The organism is Limnothrix sp. FACHB-406 (genome assembly GCF_014698235.1).
Classification (GTDB): Bacteria; Cyanobacteriota; Cyanobacteriia; order CACIAM-69d; family CACIAM-69d; genus CACIAM-69d.
Map to the genome: position 1 here is coordinate 146,900 of NZ_JACJSP010000003.1, position 20,231 is coordinate 167,130.

Annotated in this window: 18 protein-coding genes; 5 read left to right on the plus strand and 13 right to left on the minus strand. The window is 55.7% G+C overall.

Annotation, left to right across the window (positions count from 1 at the left end; genetic code table 11):
* The first annotated feature begins 882 nt into the window (after window positions 1–882).
* Window positions 883–2,103 (plus strand): geranylgeranyl reductase, encoded by a 1,221-nt coding sequence (gene chlP, locus H6G53_RS04235; protein ID WP_099531562.1) that lies wholly within the window; start codon window positions 883–885, stop codon window positions 2,101–2,103.
* A gap of 402 nt (window positions 2,104–2,505) precedes the next feature.
* Here chlP and petG read toward each other — a convergent pair whose 3' ends face one another.
* Window positions 2,506–2,619 carry a cytochrome b6-f complex subunit V gene (gene petG, locus H6G53_RS04240; protein WP_099531563.1) on the minus strand — a complete coding sequence of 38 codons (114 nt, stop codon included), beginning with the start codon at window positions 2,617–2,619 and terminating at the stop codon, window positions 2,506–2,508.
* A gap of 356 nt (window positions 2,620–2,975) precedes the next feature.
* Here petG and H6G53_RS04245 point away from each other — a divergent pair, with 356 nt between their 5' ends.
* On the plus strand, window positions 2,976–3,269 hold the full coding sequence (locus tag H6G53_RS04245; RefSeq protein WP_099531564.1) for a cytochrome c: 294 nt from the start codon (window positions 2,976–2,978) through the stop codon (window positions 3,267–3,269).
* Window positions 3,270–3,457: 188 nt separating this feature from the next.
* Window positions 3,458–3,670, plus strand: a complete 213-nt coding sequence (locus H6G53_RS04250; RefSeq protein WP_304441447.1) for a DUF2555 domain-containing protein — start codon at window positions 3,458–3,460, stop codon at window positions 3,668–3,670.
* A gap of 89 nt (window positions 3,671–3,759) precedes the next feature.
* Here H6G53_RS04250 and H6G53_RS04255 read toward each other — a convergent pair whose 3' ends face one another.
* From H6G53_RS04255 to H6G53_RS04275, 5 genes are all read right to left on the minus strand, one after another.
* Entirely contained in the window at window positions 3,760–4,938 is a 1,179-nt protein-coding gene (locus tag H6G53_RS04255) for a transposase (protein WP_190531286.1), read from the minus strand.
* Window positions 4,841–5,416 (minus strand): IS607 family transposase, encoded by a 576-nt coding sequence (locus H6G53_RS19160; RefSeq protein WP_190531035.1) that lies wholly within the window; start codon window positions 5,414–5,416, stop codon window positions 4,841–4,843. Before H6G53_RS19160 ends, H6G53_RS04255 begins: the two co-directional genes overlap by 98 nt.
* Window positions 5,417–5,533: 117 nt before the next feature.
* Window positions 5,534–5,851, minus strand: coding sequence for a hypothetical protein (locus tag H6G53_RS04265; RefSeq protein ID WP_190531036.1), 318 nt, complete (start codon window positions 5,849–5,851; stop codon window positions 5,534–5,536).
* 104 nt (window positions 5,852–5,955) lie between these two features.
* Window positions 5,956–6,426: a bis(5'-nucleosyl)-tetraphosphatase gene (locus tag H6G53_RS04270; RefSeq protein ID WP_199291319.1), complete on the minus strand. Its 471-nt coding sequence runs from the start codon at window positions 6,424–6,426 to the stop codon at window positions 5,956–5,958.
* 328 nt (window positions 6,427–6,754) lie between these two features.
* Window positions 6,755–7,651, minus strand: coding sequence for an alpha/beta fold hydrolase (locus H6G53_RS04275; protein ID WP_190531037.1), 897 nt, complete (start codon window positions 7,649–7,651; stop codon window positions 6,755–6,757).
* Between the two features lie 1,391 nt (window positions 7,652–9,042).
* Here H6G53_RS04275 and H6G53_RS19165 point away from each other — a divergent pair.
* Window positions 9,043–9,621 carry a M23 family metallopeptidase gene (locus H6G53_RS19165; RefSeq protein WP_370567064.1) on the plus strand — a complete coding sequence of 193 codons (579 nt, stop codon included), beginning with the start codon at window positions 9,043–9,045 and terminating at the stop codon, window positions 9,619–9,621.
* A gap of 301 nt (window positions 9,622–9,922) precedes the next feature.
* On the opposite strand, the gene H6G53_RS18910 is transcribed toward H6G53_RS19165, so the two are convergent.
* From H6G53_RS18910 to H6G53_RS04310, 7 genes are all read right to left on the minus strand, one after another.
* Window positions 9,923–10,057: a hypothetical protein gene (locus tag H6G53_RS18910; RefSeq protein ID WP_255407478.1), complete on the minus strand. Its 135-nt coding sequence runs from the start codon at window positions 10,055–10,057 to the stop codon at window positions 9,923–9,925.
* Between the two features lie 174 nt (window positions 10,058–10,231).
* Window positions 10,232–10,321 carry a cytochrome b6-f complex subunit PetN gene (petN, locus tag H6G53_RS04285; RefSeq protein ID WP_099531567.1) on the minus strand — a complete coding sequence of 30 codons (90 nt, stop codon included), beginning with the start codon at window positions 10,319–10,321 and terminating at the stop codon, window positions 10,232–10,234.
* A 25-nt stretch (window positions 10,322–10,346) separates the two neighbouring features.
* On the minus strand, window positions 10,347–11,144 hold the full coding sequence (locus tag H6G53_RS04290) for a pentapeptide repeat-containing protein (RefSeq protein WP_190531038.1): 798 nt from the start codon (window positions 11,142–11,144) through the stop codon (window positions 10,347–10,349).
* 90 nt (window positions 11,145–11,234) lie between these two features.
* Window positions 11,235–12,329, minus strand: a complete 1,095-nt coding sequence (locus tag H6G53_RS04295) for a potassium channel protein (protein ID WP_347343092.1) — start codon at window positions 12,327–12,329, stop codon at window positions 11,235–11,237.
* Window positions 12,330–12,530: 201 nt separating this feature from the next.
* Entirely contained in the window at window positions 12,531–15,356 is a 2,826-nt protein-coding gene (locus H6G53_RS04300; RefSeq protein ID WP_190531040.1) for a PD-(D/E)XK nuclease family protein, read from the minus strand.
* Window positions 15,357–15,421: 65 nt separating this feature from the next.
* Window positions 15,422–16,618: a tetratricopeptide repeat protein gene (locus tag H6G53_RS04305; RefSeq protein WP_190531042.1), complete on the minus strand. Its 1,197-nt coding sequence runs from the start codon at window positions 16,616–16,618 to the stop codon at window positions 15,422–15,424.
* A gap of 95 nt (window positions 16,619–16,713) precedes the next feature.
* The gene (locus tag H6G53_RS04310; protein WP_099532478.1) at window positions 16,714–18,213 is read right to left on the minus strand and encodes a hypothetical protein; all 1,500 of its coding nucleotides are present in this window, start codon (window positions 18,211–18,213) and stop codon (window positions 16,714–16,716) included.
* A 284-nt stretch (window positions 18,214–18,497) separates the two neighbouring features.
* Here H6G53_RS04310 and H6G53_RS04315 point away from each other — a divergent pair, with 284 nt between their 5' ends.
* Window positions 18,498–20,144, plus strand: coding sequence for a glycosyltransferase family 39 protein (locus H6G53_RS04315; protein ID WP_190531044.1), 1,647 nt, complete (start codon window positions 18,498–18,500; stop codon window positions 20,142–20,144).
* Window positions 20,145–20,231 lie beyond the last annotated feature (87 nt).

Consider the following 20,231-nt stretch of genomic DNA (forward strand, 5'->3'; position numbering starts at 1 on the left):
CGTTGGTTTTTCTCCTGGTCGTGACTGAATATTTAGGGGTATTGGGACTCCTCTAGGAATGAGGTTCTTAATGGGTTCAGTGGCAATTCTCCGCCATTAATTGGCTGATTCATGTGGCTGATTCATGGGCGATCGACTGCTGAACCCGGTTGATGAATATCAAACTAAGCGATCGAGGAGCGTCCAGTTCCTCGATTTCTTTTTTGTCGCTTTTTATCTTTTTGTGCTTATTTGTGTTTATTTGCACCTATTTACGGCTATTTATGCTTGTTTTTAGCTGATTTTTGCCCATGCCCTTGGATCCCTTGGCGGGCCCCCAGTCAACCATCGCCCTAACCCCCGGCCCGTTGCCCCATGCCCGAAGCTTGATGGCCCAAAAACTCAGCCTGTGGATCTCAAGGTTGGTGAACGGGGGGTATCAGATCGTTAAACTCTGTTGCATTCTCGTTATAGAAGCTTGGGGCACGCCCAGCCACAGGAAACCCCCGTGATAGGATGACATCCAATCTTTGGGCGGCCAGAGCGGTTTTTGCGGTTTATTGCCCCCTTTTACCTTTGTTGCCGATGGGCAGCGCGGTGAATGATCCAATTAATAATCAGCGGGTAATCCAACGGTTATTGAACAGAGACGGGTTAATCCGTTCAGTGGACGGGAAAAACCCAACGGCGGCAGTAATCCACGTTAATCGCGTGGCTTTGGAGTCCAGAACAAAATCGCAAGCCTTCTCAAAGCTCCTCGCCTTGATTGAATTTTGAGTTCTGAATTAGACCCCTCTGTGAGCCATTGGCCAGTGCGGTTGGATCTAAGGCGCGATCGAAATTTCATCAGGACGAGGGTGATGTCGAAGCCTCAGCCACACGCGTAATTAGGAGAAGCTGTTCGTGTTACGGGTTGCTGTTGTTGGCGGCGGGCCGGCCGGTTCCTCAGCCGCAGAAACGCTCGCTAAAGCTGGAATTGAGACCTATCTGTTCGAGCGCAAGCTGGACAACGCCAAGCCCTGCGGCGGCGCAATTCCCCTATGCATGGTTGGTGAGTTTGAACTTCCGCCGGAGATCATCGATCGCCGCGTGCGGAAGATGAAGATGATCTCACCGTCCAATATTGAGGTGAACATCGGTTCAACCCTCAAGCCTGATGAATATATCGGTATGTGCCGCCGGGAAGTCCTGGATGGGTTCATGCGCGATCGGGCGGTGAAGCTGGGGGCGAACCTGATTAACGGCACGGTACACAAGCTGGAAATTCCCAGCAGTGACAAGGCTCCCTACACCCTGCACTATGCTGACCACTCCGATGGTTCGGTGGCGGGCGTGGCCAAAACCCTGCAAGTGGATTTGGTGATTGGGGCTGATGGGGCTAACTCCCGAATTGCCAAGGCGATCGACGCGGGGGACTACAACTACGCGATCGCCTTCCAAGAGCGAATCCGTCTGCCCGAAGACAAGATGGATTACTACCAGGACTTGGCGGAAATGTACGTCGGTGACGATGTTTCCCCCGACTTTTACGCCTGGGTGTTCCCCAAATATGACCACGTGGCAGTGGGCACGGGCACAATGCGCGTGAACCAAGCCCGGATTAAGGAACTGCAAGCGGGCATTCGGGCCCGAGCAGCCAAGCGCCTCGAAGGTGGGCAAATCATCAAAGTTGAAGCACACCCAATTCCGGAACATCCCCGCCCTCGTCGGGTGGTGGGTCGTGTGGCCCTGGTGGGTGATGCGGCCGGTACGGTCACCAAGTCTTCTGGCGAAGGGATTTACTTCGCGGCCAAGTCGGCTCGGATGTGTGCGGAAACCATTGTGGAATTTTCCAACAAGGGCCAGCGCGTTCCCAATGAAGCAGATCTGAAGCAGTATCTGAAGCGTTGGGATAGGCAGTATGGTGCAACCTATTTGGTGCTGGATCTGCTGCAACGGGTGTTTTACCGTTCCGATGCGACGCGCGAAGCCTTTGTGGAAATGTGCGAAGACATCGATGTGCAAAAGCTGACCTTTGACAGCTATTTGTACAAGACGGTTGTGCCTGCCAATCCGCTGACTCAACTGAAGATTACGGCGAAGACGATCGGGAGTTTGCTGCGGGGTAGTGCCCTGGCTCCCTAGTCCAGCTTCCTGAGACGAAGCCGGATTGGACTGAAGATTCATCAGCGCTCGGCCTTTGGGCTGGGCGCTTTTTAATGAGCAAATATTTTTAATGAGCAAATGAATGGACAAATAATTGTGATCATGAGGAAGTAGTCATAATCAAAGGCCGTAGTGGGCAATGCTCACCTCATCATTGCTCCATGGTATCTACGATATGTCGCACCAAGTGTTTTGGGTAAGGGCTGTAATTCATGATCAAAAAAGTGTGGAGACCTGCTTAAAACAGACCTCCACTGCATTGCTGCTGTGAATACAGCGATTGAATTAAGTTTGGAATTGCGATCGCAAGGATGCGCGAATGCCAAACACAGGTTCAAATTGAATGGGACGATCGAGCGGGTCGATCGGGGCCAAATCAACCTACAGATCGAACTGATTGCCGCGACGATATTGCTGATAGGCTGCGAAAAACAGGCCACTCAGCGTCACCAAAATCAGACCCAAGACAATACCGAGCAAGCGAGGTTCGATCACGGCGGATTCTCCTTCCCTAAATCGTCTAAAACATTAAGTCATTTTTAAAGCACTTAGTCAGATTCCAGCAGTGAAGACTGCGGATCTGGTGCGGTGGCTGTTCCCGATCGGGCAACGCGCCCTCCGATTTTACCGGCTTCTCAGCCCGAAAACTGATTCTGTCCTGAGTGGGCGAGTAGGGGGGAACTTCGGCGGCCCGGGGGCAACCTTTGAGCTATGTTATTAAATGAAAACTTTCATGTCGGTTCCTCAGCAACGCGATCGCCTTGGAAACGCCAGTTAATCAGTCCCCAGTCCAACCTTGGGCGCGTCGTACCCTTGCGATCGCGATACTCCTTGTCCTGTCCGTTTTGCTGATGGTCTGGCCCCTGGGCCAGTGGTTTCAGCCCATGGATCCCTACGCGGAAAGTGTCTTAGCTTTGCAGGGCGATCGCGATCGGGGAGCAGCAATTTTTTCCATGAACTGCGCCGTTTGTCATGGGGCTGATGGCGCGGGTCATGTGGGCCCCAGCTTGCTTGATGTGGCGAGCCGAAAATCAGAAGTCGCCCTGATTGAACAGGTGATTAGCGGCAAAACGCCCCCCATGCCGCAATTTCAGCCCGCTCCCCAGGACATGGCCGACCTACTGCGCTACCTAGAAACCCTCTAGCGGTCATTGTTTGGCATTTGGTTTAGCTAGTGGCTTAGTTGGTGGCTTAGCTGGTGGCTTAACTTTCGGTTTAACTTTTGGGCGAACGATGGCCGCTTTCATGAACTAACGTACCAAAACAAGGGAAATCGATTGTTTGGTGGTTCATCCGGCTTAAGATCAGTCTAGGGCTTGGAGGAGGTTTAACCGTGGAAGTACTGCATATTTCACAACCGGCCGTTGCCCAAATGACTGAGCAAGATGTGGCCGAGTTGGCGCTCCGGCTGGAGCGGGATGATTATGCCACGCCCTTTGAGGGGTTGCGAGACTGGCACTTGCTGCGGGCGATCGCCTTTCAGCGGCCAGAGCTAGTTGAGCCTTACATCTACTTACTGGATTTGGAGGCCTACGACGAGTCTTGAGCTTTGCCGAGTCCCGTGGGCGGCTCGCAGTGGCAAGGGTCAAGCAAATCGCCAGCCAATCACTACCGATACTTTTTTGCTAACGGATGCTAACAAATGCATAAGTTGAGATGGTCTCTCAACCAAGGCGTATCAACCAATGCCCGTAGGAAAATCCCACGAGCACCATTGAGATCCCGATTCATTGACCGCCCATCAACCTTCGATTTGATGACCCGAGAGCCGCCAATCTTAACGATTTCACCTGTCCACGAAACGGTTTTAGAGGTGTAGGCTTCATTGATGTTGGTCAAGGCAATCTTGCCCAACTCCCAAGCTTTCCACTCTAAATGTCTCTTGAACTGGTAATGCGATAGGGTCAACATTTGCCGCACGGTTTTCGACTTAATTTTTCGACGTGATTTGCTCACCATTTGAGAAGATTCAAAGCTGGGCAGCAAAATCACATCAAAGTTTTCAGTCAGGAACCGTGCGGTTTTGTGGTGAAGTTCTTTCACCAGATGTTGCACCTTGGAGCGCAGGCGATCGGCGGCTTTCTTAAGGCGACGCTTTTGAGCTGATTTAGCCTTGGTAATTTTGGAAATCAGGCGATCCAGCTTGAAGCACAGCTTTTGAATCAGCAAGTTCGAGTCATTGCCAATCCATCCGTAGGAGGATTCAGCAAAGAAGGTCATGAATGTGCGAACACCGGGATCTAAGGCAACCACTCGCCCTTGGTTTTCGGACTGAATGGGTTGCACTTCTGTTGAGGTGATCAGGTAATACTCACCATAGGCAAGTGTTAACCGACCATCGCTGAAGCCATCAGGAATTGATTCTTTCAGGGTCGCTTTCCCTAAGATAGTGTGATAGACACCGTTTTCACTGATGGCTGATTTGGGGATGTAGATCGTTTGCTGTCGATCTTTTCGACTGCGGAAACGGCACTTTCGAATTTGCCCATCTGTCTTGAAGCCCTTTTTAGCTTCTCGAACGGCAGTGCAAGCATCTTTGACCGCAATCTTTTTGATCTGGTAGGGAACTGACTTAGCCCATTCAGGAAGCGCACCCAAGATGATGGGTGCAACTGCCATCCAATTGGCTTTGGTTCCCGGCTCCTGAAGATGCTTGATTGTGGCGTTGTAGACGTATCTCGAAACGCCAAACCATTGTTTCAGGAGTGCTTTTTGATCAGGGCTTAGGAAGATTCGGATCTTCCTGGATCGCCTTGCGGTAGCTTCTGAGTCCGGGCATTCGACGAGAGAAGAGGTGAAGGATGGCGAGCAGATCCGCTGTGAGTTCGGATTCTGGGCAGTGAACAGATTGGTCGAGAACCATGAGTTCGCCACCGTTTTGTTGAACCATGAACTCGAACAACTCGAATCCGAATCGGCAGAGTCGATCGCGGCAGGCAACCACAATTTGGAGCTGATCGCCGCGCATGAGTCTGACCAGTAGGGATTGCAGTCCTTTTCGCTTGAAGTTGAGACCTGATCCGATGTCTTGGATGATTTCGGCATCGGGGTAGCGATCTCGCATGAACTGGATTTGTCTTGCGAGATCGTCTCGTTGCTTGGCAGAACTGACGCGGCAATAGCAAACGACGATAGATCGAGTTGCCTTGCGTCCATATGACTCGACGTTGTAGAGTCGCTGGCCCGCCTCGTTTCGGATGGACTCGATCTTCCCTTCATCTGCGTACTTCCTTAGCGTATTTGGATGCAATCCCAGAAATTCGACCGCTTTTCTGAGAGGAATGTATGCCATGCCTAAATATTGGCATATGTTAGCGAATGTTAGTAAATCAATTACTGTTGATCAACCGCCAGCCAATCACTAAAGGAGTTGGGGGCGGGTTTTTGGGCCCGCTGAATGCTCAGGTGCTCAGGTGGAAGCGCGGCGGCGAGGACGGCGCTTGCCCGTCACATAGAGAACGATGAGTGTGCCGATCGGGGTGGCCGCGAAAGCGCCCGCCATGCCCAGGGTCAACAAAGAGACCGGGAAAGTCACCGACAAGGAAGCCAGGGCCCCCAAGGCTCCACCCACCAAGGCGCTGCCATAGGCCGCAACGAGGCTTTTGCGCAGGCAACGCCGACCCAAGAGCCTTGCTATGGCACCAATGAATAGCCCGATCGCCCCCACGCCAATGGTTAGCGTCGCGACAACCAGAAGGGTAAACAATACGGGGCGATCGAGCAGCATGGGCGAAGGGGCTTGGGCAAGAAATACGGGGCAAGAAATACGGGCTAATGGGGGTTGGCGCTAATTGGAGTTGCATGAACGGGAATTAGCGCAACGGAGCTGCGTTACTCTTCGGTTTGAATAGGCAAAGTTGCCAGGGCTTGCAGCCATTCCAGCGCCGATTCAAGAACCCCCCGATTAGCCGGGAACGTAATGCGCGATCGGGCTTCTTCCGCTGTCAACCAAGCACTGTCTTGGATTTCCTCCGGTTGCAGGTTGGTTTCCCGATCCAAAACCCAAGCAGGAAAATAAGTCACCGTTTTTTGCACCAGTTTATTCTGTCGGCAGTAGGTTTCAACAAACTGCACATCGGTGACGGGAGTGCAATGTTGAATGCCGGTTTCTTCGGTAAATTCCCGAAGCGCTGTTTCAAGGGCACTTTCGCCCGGCTCCGCATGGCCCTTGGGAAACGCCCAATGTCCTGCCCGGTGCTGCACGAGCAAAAACAAAGCCTCTGCTCGATCGCCCGACTGGGGCAAATAAATCGGCACAATTCCAAAGGCTTCTTCGGTCACAGGCTGGGCATCCGTCGGCACGGGAACATCTCCTTGGGCGAGTGCCAATCTAAAAAAATTATCCGGGTCTGAATCACGTGGGTCTGAATCGCTTGGGTTCCAATTGCCCCCAATCACGCGATCGCGATCCAAACCACTTGCCGTCTAAGCACGATCTCAACAACGCGATCTCAACAACGCGATCTCAATAGCACGATCTCAACAAACAGCTTAACCAAAAACATGCTCTCAACAGCAGTTCCGTCCCTCAGCACCGCTGTTCGGTGAATCTCCGGTTGGTTGTTGAGCCTCGCTCAGGATAGTTGCACAGAGTAATCCAGCCCTCATACCCAGCGTTCATACCCAGCGTTCAGACCACATCAAATTGTGCCACTTGACCAAAATTATGGCGTTCTTGGGCGGGCGCAATGAGCCATCGATCAATCGTTTCTGCAAACCCGATCGGGTCATTCAGAAAGGGCCAGTGATTGCCGGGAACCGTTTGCACCGTCAGCCGCTCGCAGAACTGATGGAAATCGCGAGTTTGCCAAGCAAATTGATTCAAGCCCTGTTCCGGCAAAATCAACAACGTGGGCAAGGAAACTGACTTTTGGAAGCCCGCAATTCCAAGCACATCTTCAAACACGCGATCGCGCGCCAGCAAATCTAGTTTGCTACCCCAAGTACCATCATCTTTCTGTTCCAGATTTGCCGCAAAGGCCGCCGCTTGCCAAGGATTCCACTCACGATATTGCTTGAGTTGTCGAGCACAGTCTTCCGCTGAAGTTTGATCCGGAAACGGGCCCGTTAGCTTCAAAAATGGCAGGGTTCGATACAAAATTGGGAAGCTTAAACGCAGCCAATCAGGCATTTTGCCAATAAAAAATGGATCAACAATGACTGCCTGCTGAAATCGCTGGGGCAGATCCTGCATCCAACGGGTGGCAACCTTACCCATCCAAGAGTGGCCCACCACCGTCACCCGAGACCAGCCCAGGTGATTACAAAGGGCTTCCAAGTCTTCAACGATTGCTTCAGTGGTGTAGGGGCGATCGCCCTTGCTGCTGTTCCCATGGCCGGGCAAATCCGGCGCAACCACGCCATAGCCTTTTTTGTCCAGCTCTTGGGCTGCTCCTTCCCAAACCGCCGCACAATCGCCCAGCCCGTGCAACAGCAGTAGCGGTCGATCGCTCAGATTTCCCCATTGCCAATAGGTCAGAAATTGATTCGATCGGCCAGGTAACCCCAACTGTTGTTGGTCATTCATAATCAGACCCGCTGTAATAGCTTGTAGTGCAACTTGACAAGGAACTCGATCACTTCAGCGTCACCTCAGCTCAGCATCACCTCAGTCCAATCATGGGTCTTGGGTCTTAAGCATTTAGTCTTGAGCACTTAGTCTTGAGCACTTAGTCTTGAGCGCCCAGCCTTAAGCACTTAATTCTGTGCCTAGTCTTGAGCAATTCCCCCAAGACTCTTTCCCAGACAATACCCAAGGGCTAACCCACCATTCCTGATTGTTCTAAAATCCACCCTGGGTTCATTCTATCTAAAGACCTTCTATCTCAGAAATTTCCTTTAAGATCGATTGATCTTCAAGGCATTTGTGTTTTTTTGCTGGATTCTTAAAAGGTTAATGGCTCAGCCTCTTTCGCAAAACCATGGCCCCATGATTGCAGAAAAGATGTAGAGGTTGCCCCAGTGTTTTCCATGGAGCTACAACGAAGCTTGAACGAAGCTTGAACGAAGCTTTGTGGATAAAAAAGCACATTTTCTTCTCTAGCCTGCACCTAGGCTAACCTTTTAGAACAAAATTCTTGCGTTTCTTGGGGGGCTGAACGATCGGCAACTTCCTAGGATTCAGCGTTCGTCGTTTTGGGGCTAGCTTGCTGGTCAGGAGTGGACGGAGCGAATTTTTTTTTGTAGAGTCGGTGACGTTATGTCACGTTGACGGGCGCTAACGCTCCACCGCCCATGCCGCCACGCACCTTGCACCGTCCTGCTTTGCCCCCAGCTCGATCGAACCACGGCTTCTCACTTTCCAAGCCTCCTTCCCTGCCCCTGACTGGCGAGGCTTTGGTGCGCAAGGCCCGATCGCCCCGGGCCCTCGCTCGCGCCCACTGGCAATTGGCGGCGATCGCGGGGTTATTTGGAGTGGGGCTGTTGTCAGCAGAGGCGATCGCCCCTTGGTGGCAGCGCCCCCAGCACACCGCCACCACCAGCCTTGACGCGCCTCCCACCTCGCCCCCTGCCGAAATCATCGAGGACTCTCGGCGACAGATTGCCGAGTCGGCAGCGATCGTTCGTGGCCAAGCCGACCCAAACTGGCAGCCGCAGATGCGCCCTGTTCAGCCCTTGAACGTGACGAACTATACTGCCCAAGCTCAACGCCAAAGCGCCAACGCGACTAGCTATTACAGCAGCTATCAGAACAGTAATAGCTACACCAATTACCAAAATTCTTCAGACAATCGATTCAATTCTGCACAGCCAGCGGCCAACCGTCCTGCTAATCGGAACTCCCCAACCAATAGCCCAACTAATTCCAGCAATTTCAACAGCTATAGCAACTACAACAACAGCTACAGCAACGGTTACAACAACGGTAATCCTGTTCGTAATAATGGTAATAATTCCGGCAGCAATTACAACAGGAATATTAACCAGGTCAACTCCGTTGGGAACTATGCCGGGGGCTACAATCCCAACTATGTCAATCCCTATGGCAACTCGGGACAAGGCAATCAATGGGATCGATCGGGCCGTCGCACCTCATGGCAACAGGGTTCATTTCCCGTCGAGAACTTCCAGACCTATACCTCGCCCTTTGGCTACCGTCGTCGGGGGGGCAGCGTGGAGTTTCACAAGGGCCTAGATCTGGCCGCCCCCAAAGGTAGCTATATTCGCAGTTGGTGGGCCGGCCGAGTCATCCGAGTGTCTGACGGTGGGCTGTGTGGCACGGCAATCACGATCCAGTCCGGCGCTTGGGAACACACCTACTGTCACATGATGGGGCGGGTGGCCACCTGGCAAGGTCGCCGCTATCTGAGCGATCCCGATGGGGGATTACGTATTTTCCAGGGGCAAACGGTGACCACGGGGATGCGGGTTGGGCGTGTGGGCATGACGGGCCGCACCACGGGGCCGCACCTGCATTGGGGTATTAAATACGGGAAAGATTGGATTGATCCGGCCTTGGTGTTGCGAGCAATGTATCAGCAACAGGCCAGGAACTAGCCGAAAATTTCGCAGTCTAGTCCAGAGTTCATCTAGCCCCAAAAGAGTCTACCTAGCCAAGAATGCGCAAACTCAAAAATGCACTTCTAGGCTTCTATTTCCCTGAATTTGCCTTCCTGGATTTGTTTACCTGAATTTGGTGGGCACTGCCCCCCTACTAGCGTAGCTGCCTTAATTCGCTGGGTTAAATTATATGGCTGTTACCGCCACCAAATCGTTAGGCAGCAAGATGCTCAAGCCCCTTGTCCCCCACGATCTGCTAACGGTGGAATCAGGATTTTAGGCAATTTGACGGCAGGCCCTAGCGCTTTTGGGGAGTTTTTTGGCGGCGGCGATCGCGCCACTCAGCGGCCGTTAGGTACACAATGCCGCCCGTAACCACCACCATCAAGCCCATGGCCACGATCGATAAAACGGTTAAGGCCGAAGTTTCCACGGGAATCCTCACCAAAAATCAAAAATCAAGGGTCAAAAAACAAGATAAAGCCACTTAAACAAAACTGTCGATCGAGGGTGTATGAATCAACCCGATCGACAATCTTTATTGATCCCTGAAATGCATTCTTAAACATCGAGCTTCGGCAACAGACTTGGCCACAGCCCCGGGAACTTAGAAGCCGTTGCGGCCCCAAATCACCATCGAAATCGAGAAGGTGAAAACCGTCAGCAAGCCAACCCAACCGAGGGTGATGATATCCATGATGTCCGTCCCCTATGCGTTTGCGTCAAAATTTTCCGCCTTTGATGGTATCACCCGCAGGCGATCGGGGACAGCCTTGGCGCGACACTTTGCCATCAGCCAGACGAGCACCGCAAAGGATCGCCTTTTCCAGATTGGTATCCGTCAGGTCTGCGCCGGTTAAGTCCGCGCCGCTGAAGTCTGTTTGGCGCAAGTCGGCTCCTCGCAAAATGCTGCCCCGCAGGTCGGCCTGGTTCAAGCGGGCATAGGTCAAAGAAGCACGGGTTAAGTCGGCTTGGGAGAGGTTGGCGCGGGTGAGGTTGCTGTCTCGCAAGTCCGCTTCGGTGAGTTCGGCCTGGTGCAGGATGCTGCCTTCGAGCGATGCGCTAACGATCGTGGCGCGGTTGAGGCGGGCTGCCTCCAAGTGGGCTTGGGCGAGGTTGGCTCCGCTGAGGTCGGCGTTGCTGAAGTTGGCATGGTCAGCACGCACCTGGGCAAAGCTGGCCCCAATTGCCCGGGCCCGGGTCAAGTTGGCCCGATCAAGCAAAGCCCCCTGTAAATCAGTCCCCACCAAATCCGTGTCGCCCAAGTAGGCATCGCTGAGGTTTACCCCCGCCAAGTTGGCATAGCTGAGATCGCAGTGGCGGCAAACGGTGTTCCGAAACAATCGCTGTAAATCCGTCAGGCTCTCGGCCCGTACCGGCAACGCCATTAACCCCCAACCCCACAACAACACCCCCACCATCAGCAACCCTCGCAGCACTTGGGTGGGGCGAACCCGCAACCACCCGGACCGATCGATCCCGATCGCCCAGCAAGACAACGGGCGGCGATGATTGACCACGGGCCTCGAATCCGAGTCAGCGTTGGTCATTGGGGCTGAAATTAGCGGCATTCGTTCCTTGAACCTCGGTCTAAGACTGGTGGCTGCCCGCTAACGAGGGAGGCCGCGATAGCGTTGGTTGCGGTTGTGGTTGCGGCTATATTCCCGACCAAACACGAAGGTGGGCATATCGTCGCTGTGACCCATCACGATCAGCGTATCGCCCGGATAAAGTTGCGTCGATTGGGGTGGGTGAATGATGGTGTTGCCGTCCTTTTGCAGCAGGGCCACAACGATGAATGTGCCATGGCCACGCACTTCCACGTCCCCGATCGTCCGGCCATCCAAGGGGGATTGGGGACGCACGGGCACTTCGTCCAGCTTCACATCCAACCGCGACAGCATTTCGCTGAGGGTGGCTCGGCCCTTGTCTTCTTCCAAAAAATAGAGGGCAGAGGGGTGATTCAAAATTTGAGCAATCCGCTCCGCCCCAATATTAGCTGGCAAAACCACTCGATCGGCCCCGGCCAGCTTCAGCTTGTTTTCGGTGCTGGCCGCTTCGCCCCGAGCCACGATCGTCATGTAGGGATTCATGCCCCGGGCGGTCAGGGTAATGAACACATTTTCCGCATCATCGGGCAACACCGTGGCCAGGGCCTTGGCCCGCTCAATGCCCGCCGCTCGCAAAACCGATTCATCGGTGGCGTTGCCTTCATAAACCAAATAGCCCAGATTGACACCCCGCTCCACCCGATCGGGATTGGAGTCAATCACCACGAAGGGCTGGCCCGTTTCCACCAGCTTGCGGGCCAATAGCCGACCAATGCGGCCCAACCCGCAAATGATCACATGATCTTTGAGGCGATCAATATCTCGACTCATGCGCCTGGCCCCCAGTAGCCGATTCATTTCGCCCTCGGCCAGGGCTTGGAAGACCCCCCCTACAGTGTAGACCGCCGAAGAAGTGCCCGCGATAATCACAAAAATCGTGAAGGCCCGCAAATGGGGGGTCATGGGGCCAATTTCCCCATAACCCACGCCAAAGACGGTGATGATGGTCATGTAGAAGGCATCAAGGAACCCCCAACCGGCGATCATGTAGCCCGTGACGGAGATGATGAGGGTGACTGCAAAGAACGCAGCCCCAATCCAAATTTTTTGGAACGGTCGTTGGTCGATCGGACGAAAACGGCGACGTTCAGACACCTGGAAGGAGGGGGGAGAAAGGGGAGGAGGCTGAGCGATCGACCCGATCGCGATCGAGAATCAGCACCCGTGCATCGTAACGGCTAACAATCGCAGGGAAAAGAGTCTCAAATTCAGGAAATTTTCAGACTACTTCCAGACTAATTTCAGACCATTCTGTGGCGGTTGCTCAGCTCATCGTAGGGCGAATTCCGCTTGTAATCAGCCATCCTGGACACAACGACAGGCCGATGAGGCTTCACAAAACTGACAGGCTTTATATTCCCGATCGGGATCCACGGGATATTCCCCTGCGGCCAGGTGGTGGCGCAACCGTTGCACCAAGGCTCCCACCTCTGGGTTGTCACTGGTGAGCGATTGAGGCGAGACGAGTTTCGCTTCCCGCAGGCTGTAGTAATAGGCCTTGGCGACGGGGGTTTCGGGAGCCAGTTGGGCGGCGGCGCTGGCATAAACCAACAGTTGCACATCCAGGTTTGCTTGGCCGGTTTGGTCTTTGACTTTGGCTCCTTCAGCTTTGCCGGTTTTGTAATCAATCAGAACCAAGCCATCGGGGGACTGATCCACCCGATCGATCATGCCCTTCACCTTCAGGCCCAGCCACTCCCCTTCAAAGGGCACTTCGCAATGGAGGATTGTGGACTCGGCAGGTAAAAAGGTGTCTTGCAAAATCAACCACTGCAATTGGGCCAGGAGTTCTTGGCGCTGGGCTGTCCAAGTGAGGTGGCGCGGCAGTTGCAGTTCGGTGGCCGCTTCGGTCAGCCAGGTTTCGAGGGCCGCCAACCGTTGCTCAGGGTCATTGAAAACGGGCGCTTGCCGATCGCGCTGTTGTTCCCCCAGCTTTTGCAAAACGCGGTGGTAAAGGTTGCCTTTGCTGTTGCGGGGCAAGTCGGCTTCGGCTTCTTGGGGTTCTTGGAGCCGCAGAACGCGCCGCGCGAAGTATTTGAACGGACATTGCCCCAGATCGGTGATTTGGGAAGCGCTGAAGGTATGTCGATCGGGATCCATGGCGGCGAGGGAGCCCAGGAAACCGTGAAACGCCAAATCTTCCGGGCGATCGGGCTGGCCGCCGCGCAATCGTTGGCATTCCATCCGCCAAGCTCGCTCTAGCACTGGGCCGAAGGGATCCTGGGCCAGGTCTGCGGGGCGATCGGGGCGGGTTAAAAACCGCTGCCAACTGGCCAAAGGGCTGACATCGGGAACCGGCTCCGGCTCGGTGGGTTTGACTTGGGGATCGCGGAGCAGGGCGCTGGGGGATTGGGGTTGCTGGCCGTGCCACTGGGGATAGCTGAACACCAATTGCTCTTGGATGGTGGCAAAGGCGGCGCTGTTGTGGAGGCGTTCTTGATCCGCCAGTTCGGCAGTGCCAGCCATCGGAAACCCGGCTTGGGTGAGGGCGCGTCGATCGAACCAGTCGAGGGCTAGATCTGGGGCGATCGGGGCGGGCCACCAGCCTTCCACCATTCCCAGGGCAAATCCGTAGCGATATTGGGCCCCAATCAGGCTGGCGGGGTTGTGCAATTCCACGCCCCCTCGGCCGGGGTGACGGGGCACGGAAATGAGGCTCAACAGTTCCCGCAATTCCTGGGCAAAGCTGGCCAGGGTTAAGGTTTCGTGGCTGGGACGGGCTAGCTCAATCAGGTGGTGATTCAGGCTGCTGAGGGCGTTGGCTTCACTGGGCCAATGCTGTGCGCCCGATCGAATCTCCAGCGATCGGGCACAGTCCTGCACCCAACTCACCCACTGCTCACGGGTGGCACTGCGGCGGGCCGATTGGGCCGGTGGGGCCAAATCGGCAAGATCAAGGCCTGCATGAACCCAGGCCTTGGGGCGATCGGGGCGTAGGCGGCGGGCCGTTTCCCATTGACCTTCTAGGCGATCGCGCCCGATCGGGTGGCGCAATAATTGCACCGCTGGCTCATAGGCCCATTGTTGTTGGGCCGCTTCCAGCAGGCATTGCACCCAATGGCCCACCCGCGTTTGCGTGAGGGGCACGCCATACAGCAACCGCACCGGAACTTCAAATTCCTGCGCCACCTCCAACAGCTTGGGCCCGTAGCGTTGCTCATCGCGGGCAATCAGCACCATTTGGTTCGCCGGTACGCCTTGGTGAAGATGCTGTTTGACCTTGGCCAGAACCCAGCGCACCTCGTCCTCCAGGGTGGGAAAGGCGAGCGCCCGTTGCCAGGGTTGGCATTCGGTTGGGGAGGCTGTTGCCTCAGATTCCGCAGAGAATTCCGCAAAGAATTCCGCAGCCGATCGCACCGTCCAGCCCCGCTGTTCCCAGTCCGGCAGCAGACGATGCAAGGCCGGGTGGTCGGGCCACCAAAGGCAACTGCCGGGCCCCGCCAGGGCATCGATAAGGGCGATCGCATCGGGAGCCAAATAGCCATAGCCCCACAGGCCCAACACCAGGGGATCCACTGCGCCCTGGGCGATCGCCTGGGCCGCCTGTCCATAAATTTGGGCCGCATCTAGTCGATCGGCTGGTCGATCGACAGCCCGCCGCTGCATGGATTGATCGCCCAGTTGTTGATCACCCAGTTGCTGATCGCTCAGTTGTTGATCATCCAGTTTCTGATCGCCCAATTTCTGATCGCCCGCTAATTGCAGTGCTTGCAAATAAGCCTGGGCGATGGTCACCAACCGCCGCGCCCGATCGCTCAAGGTAGGTTCCTGGGCCGCCATCGCCAGAGACCAGCCGTTGTGCAACATTTCCCGAATCACAGGGGCGATCGTATTGGCATATTGACCCGCTTCCACCTCAGGCCAAACCTTCGCCACGGCTGATCGCAAAGCCCGCTGACGCATCAGCATCGGAGCCAGGTTGCCATCCAGTCGCAACCGCTTCAGGAGTTGATCGAGCGATTGGGCCTGCACCCCGATCGCCCGGGCCGCTTGCCGGGTAGGGGTCAGCACCCAATCAAAGGGGCCCCAAAGACCTTGGGCGATCGCCCGTTGCACCTGGGCGGCCTTGGCTCCCAGCCAGATTGTTCTTGGGGCGTTGATGCTCGATCGGTTCGCGGTCATGGACAGTTGGGGATCCTGAAATTGGGCATCCTGCGGGCATGGGGGAAAGTGGTCGATCGCAAAGCCTAGCGGCGGCGGCGACCAGAGCGGCGCACCCGATCCCAGGTCGATCGCACATCCTGCAACGAGAGACGACGACGACGTTTGTCATCGTCATCATCATCGTCATCGTCCTCCAACGCCACTGCTGGATTGTCTGGCGGGGCAGATTCTGTCACCGGCAATTCAGCGGGCGGCAATTCAGCGGGCAGTTGCGCCAGCAGGGTGCGGGCTTGGGTGGCAGCATCAAAATCTTTCTGTTGCGAAAACAGCTCCACGGCTTTGTTTAAGTCCGATCGGGCTTGATTGGCTTGGTCTTCGGCAAAATGGATCACCCCTCGCAGCAGGTAGGCCGTCGCCCGCTGGTTATCCAGGGCAATGGCTTGATCCAAGTCCGCCATCGCCCCGGCCGCATCACCAAATTCATAGCGAGTTTCCGCCCGATAGAGATAGGGATCAACAAAGTCACCCTTGGCAGTAATCGATCGATTGAAGGACTCCAATGCCGATCGATAGTCTTGGAGGGCCACTTGCGCCAACCCTTGCCCCAACAGGGCCTCCGCCATCTTGGGATTGTGAGCCAGGGCCTGCTGAAACCAAGCGATCGCCTCGCGGTAGCGTTCGTTGTTCAGTTCCTCAACCCCACGATTGTTAAATTCCACCGCCTGCACTGCCACCGCCAATTGCTGTTCGATCGCCGCCAGGTTCGATCGATAGGTGGCTAGCTTGCTTTGAATCACTGCCCCCGTCAACGCATCCGGCGGCAGACTCGCCAACGTTTGAATGGCCAACTGCCATTGCTGCTTGGCCTGTTGCCAAACATCCGGCGGGTGGGGCGGATTTTGCACCAAGCGGGCGGCTTTCATGGCCGCATTTTCAGCGGTGTTCAGGCCCCGGGCGATCGTCAGCTCGCGGTTAATGGCGGATTGCTGTTCTTTGAGCGTGGGCAATTGGGCTTGGGCCTGGTCATGGGGCAACAGGGGCCAAGGGGGAATCAATTGCAGCCAGTTGATTTGCTGGGTGAGTTGCTGGTTGGTTTCCGCAAGGCGGGGAATTGAAGGAGTCGATCGCGCTTGGCGGGCCTGGGTGAGCAAGGCGGGCGATCGACCCAGCAGCCAGCTCGTTAGCCCCCAAAGCCCACCCCCGATCGCCCCCACACCCAACAGCAACCAAACCCAACCCGAACCGCCAGACTCAGACGTTGTGGTTGTGACTTTTGGCATGGGCGAATGGTTCGGCCCTGAAGCGTTGTGAGTGAGCCGATAACCTACTCACGAAATTTTATCACCGCCAATATAGTGCTAGACAATCTGGACAATTAGGATGCTTCTGATTTGCCGGTGTTTTTAACTCGCATGATTTTGCCCAGTAGGTCAAACCAAAAGGGTGCGCCCATCGCGATCGCCAAGCCCGTGACCAGCCAGCCCAAAGCCGTGCGAATTAAGACCCAAATCACTTCTCCTTGGTTTTTGGGTTTGCGATTGTCGTAGCGCAGTTGCTCATTTAGTTTGTTGGAATCCCAGCCGATCGGGAGGGTGGTTTCATCCAAAGCCGCCTGCATGTCCTGGCTAACTTCCGACCACTTGGGCAGCATGGGCCGCGAAGGAACTCCAGGGGCACTGCCCGTTTGGACGACTCGATCGGCGTAGGCGTTCACCGCTTGCCGCAGGGCCGTATCCCGAGACAGCTTGCTCACAATGTTGAAGGTGTCGGCGTTGCTGGCCACCGCCAGGACAATGCCCAACAGGATCGAAACCCCGCGCGCATTGCGACGATAGACCCCCGATGCCCGATCGCGCGCTCGATCGTACCAACCTTCCACTTCCTTTTGGAATTCCTGGAAATCCTCTTGCACGGAGGTTGCCCGCGATCGGGCCCGCTTTGCCAGCAGCAACAGGTTGTCTTGCACAGGCTCGGGTAACAGGTTCAGGGCCTCTTCCAATCCTTTGCGAGTGGGGTCATTGGCATCGCGCAATTCGGCAATCACCGATTGCACTTCCTGGTAGATGGCGCGTTTGTGGCGCAACCCATCCAGCACTTCTTCGGTGGAGGGCAACAGGGCCGCCAGCAAAATCGTGTGGCCCTCGCGGTCTTCAAAGGTGTCGTCCCGCAGGATCACCAGTCGATCGACCTCGGGCACATGGGCCGCTTGCAGAATGCTAATGAGCCGATCGACGGAGTTCAACACTCGAGTGAGACTGATTTTGAGGTCAAATTTGCCCGATCGATAGTCGGTGGTGATGTCTCGCAGGCGTTGTTCAAAGCGATCGAGCAGTTGGGTCAATCGCGAATCGCTCAGTTGTGGTTGCAACAGTTGGCGGGTTTGTCGCCCCAAATCTTGGGTAAATTGCTCAAACCGCCGCAGGCTGACAGTACGAATTAGCTCGGGAATTTTGGCCGAAGACAGCAACGCATCGGCAAAGGAACTGGGCGGAATATGGGAAGGGGCGCTGGTATGTTGCCCAAAGATTGGATTGCTGAGGCCAATCAGGTTACAGAGAACCCGAAATCCCTTGCGAAAACCGGTGGCTAACAACCCCCGAGCCTCTTGGTTCAGGCTGTTGATGGTGGGGGAATCGTAGAGGCGTTCGGTCAGTTGTTCGGCACGGGTGCTGTCGCCGGGACGCTGGGGGGCGCGGCCGCTGACGGTGGATTGGCTGCCGCCGCCCAGTAATTGGGCGATCGACTGTTTCAGATGAGCGGCTCGCCATTGCAACAGGGTGGCAATCAGTTCTTGAATTTCCGAAGCCAACAGACTGAGGGTTAAGTAAACGAATAGGAGGCCGATAACGATATCGACGATGGGTGAAAGCTGCATCTTAAATGGTTAGGTTGAATGGCTAGGTTGAATGGTTCGGTTGATTTAGCTGGAAATTTTTGAAGACGCTATGGGGCCCACGATGCCAGCCAGTATAAGCCGGCCGATCGGGGTCGGGCGTGCGGTCTGGGCCCCACGAATGGCACCGTTGCCAACGACCATTTCAACGGCCATGTCAGCCTCCGAAAACGGATTGATTCTGGGTTTTCGGGCCCCTTAATTCGCTAGATTGGGCATTGATTTCAACCTCGCGATCAATTTCCCAATCCCTTTTCCCCATCCCTATGGCCCCTAATCCTGACCCGGCTGGTTCTTCGGCCTCGGTGCGATCGTCCCGTATGGGGGCCATGGCCCGGCAACTGTGGCGCAGGGACGATCGGGCGGTGGATTGGGCCTGGGCGATCGGGCTGGGATTGTTGGCCCTGGTGTTGTATGGCATCAACTTAGGTGGGTTGCCCCTGCGCGATTGGGACGAGGGCACGGTGGCCCAAGTGGCCCGGGAGTTGGCCCGCGTCCCGATCGGCTCCGAGGCTTGGTGGTTTCCCACCCTGCACGATCGCCCCTATTTCAACAAGCCGCCCCTGCTCCATTGGGCAATCGCCCTGTTGTTTCGGATTTTTGGCGAAAGTGAATGGGCGGCAAGACTGCCCGGAGCCTTGCTGGGTGCGGCGGCCGTACCGCTGGTTTTTGCGGTGGGGCGGTTAATTTTCACCCACCGGGCCGCCGCCATCTTCAGCGCCTTGGTGTATCTCACCTGGTTGCCCGTGGTGCGCCATGGGCGGTTAGCCATGTTGGATGCGGCAATTGTGGCCTTTGGGTTGCTGGCCTGGTGCTGTCTGTTGCGGGCCCGGCGGGATTTGCGGTGGACGCTGGGAATTGGGTTTGCCCTCGGCGCGATCGCCCTGTTGAAGGGACTGGTGGCCCTGTTGTTTGGGGGACTAATCTTTGGTTTTTTAGTTTGGGATACGCCTCGGCTGTTGCGATCGCCCTATCTCTGGCTCGGGGGGCTGTTGGGCTTGGCCCCAGCCCTGGCTTGGTATGGGGCCCAATGGCAACACTACGGCCCCACCTTTTTTGAGACCAATTTGCTGAATCAGTCCCTGCGGCGGGTTTGGGATTCCGTGAGCGATCGGGGCGGCCCGCCCTGGTTTTATCTGCAAGAGCTGTTGGAATTGGCTTGGCCTTGGCTGTTTTTGTTGCCAGCGGGCTTCCAAGCGGCCTGGCGCGATCGGGATTGGCCCTGGGGCAAGTTGGTGCTGGTTTGGAGCTTGGGCTATCTGCTGCCCATTTCCGTGATGGAAACCAAACTGCCCTGGTATGGTCTGCCGCTCTATCCCCCCTTGGCCTTGGCGATCGGGCCCTTGCTGGGGTCTTTGTGGGAAGAACCGCCGGCCCGGTTTGGGCGATCGTGGCAGGTGATTTTTGGTCTGTTGGCCTTGGGTGGCGGAGCTGGAGCCGTTTACTTCAGCTTCTTGGCCACACCATTGGAGCCGATGCTCGCCCTGGCGCTGGCGGCCTTGGGGCTAACGGGGGGAGCCGTGGTCTTGTTGGCCCAGCAGGGCGATCGACAACTGATCCCCGTGGCTTTTTGGGGCATGTTTGTGGGGTTAACGCTGTTTTTTTCGTCGGGCAGTTGGCTTTGGGAACTGAATGAACAATATCCCGTGCGGCCGGTGGCAAATCTGCTGCGATCGGTCGCCCATTCCGGCTCAAAGGTTTACACGAGCGATCGCACCCAACGTCCTTCCCTAGATTTCTATTGCCACTGTGAAGTGATTCCCGTGCCTCAATCGGAACAGGCCAAACATTGGGTCGATCGCCGCGTGGCCCTGTGGGTAATTCGGCCTCAAGATCGCGATCGTCCTCCGTTTCAGGCAGGAATTTTAGTTGGCAAAGCGGGCGATCGATTGGTGATTCGTCGGAGTGAATAATCGCCCCCAAACTTCCAGTGCTGCGGCTTGTGGCCCTGAAGCTTTGATTTCTGAAATCAGCATCAACAGGCTATGAGCAAAATTTCC